Source organism: Desulfocucumis palustris, from assembly GCF_002933875.1.
In the GTDB taxonomy this organism is placed as follows: Bacteria; Bacillota; Desulfotomaculia; order Desulfotomaculales; family Desulfocucumaceae; genus Desulfocucumis; species Desulfocucumis palustris.
In genome coordinates this window covers 1-556 of the sequence record NZ_BFAV01000014.1, presented here as the reverse complement: position 1 = coordinate 556, position 556 = coordinate 1, and the positions used below count along the sequence as shown (strand labels likewise).

The 556-nt window shown below is 48.0% G+C and carries 1 protein-coding gene and 1 tRNA gene; one reads left to right on the top strand and one right to left on the bottom strand.

What is annotated here, in order from left to right; translation table 11 throughout:
• On the top strand, positions 1–240 hold a 240-nt coding region (locus tag DCCM_RS18945; protein ID WP_207655518.1), incomplete at its 5' end, for a hypothetical protein.
• 45 nt (positions 241–285) lie between these two features.
• On the opposite strand, the gene DCCM_RS00755 is transcribed toward DCCM_RS18945, so the two are convergent.
• Positions 286–361 (bottom strand) — tRNA-Met (locus DCCM_RS00755).
• Positions 362–556: the final 195 nt, after the last annotated feature.

Sequence of the window (556 nt, the reverse complement as noted above, 5' to 3'; positions counted from 1 at the left end):
CTCGCGTCTTTCGCGCCATGCTTGCTTATTACAGCCCGCTGGTTCTCGCTTTTGCCTAAGTCTTTTCTTGTGAGCACTTCCCTGCCGTTTGCATTGTTGCTTACCGCAGTTGGTGTCCCAAGACGCTTTTGCGATCTTGTTATTTCTCGCTGTGAAGTTTTCAAGGTGCATCTGGCTATTGATTGCCGGATATTGGCTATTAGAAATTTTAACGCGGGATGCATGTTTTATTATTCATGACATCCTGCGTTTTAACTAAATTGCCGCTATCCAATTGCCAGTAATTGGTTGCGGAGACAGGACTTGAACCTGTGACCTTCGGGTTATGAGCCCGACGAGCTGCCAGCTGCTCCACTCCGCGATATATATGGTCCTTCAAAACTAAAGAGGTTACCCAAGAGGTCCCTCAAAACTAAACAGGTTTGCAAGATGGAGGTTAGAGTCCCCGGCGGTTAGTTTCAACTCCTGCCGGTTACTATCGACCTCGGATATTTGAGCAGCTGTCGCTCCTCAAATGCTCCTTAGAAAGGAGGTGATCCAGCCGCACCTTCCGATA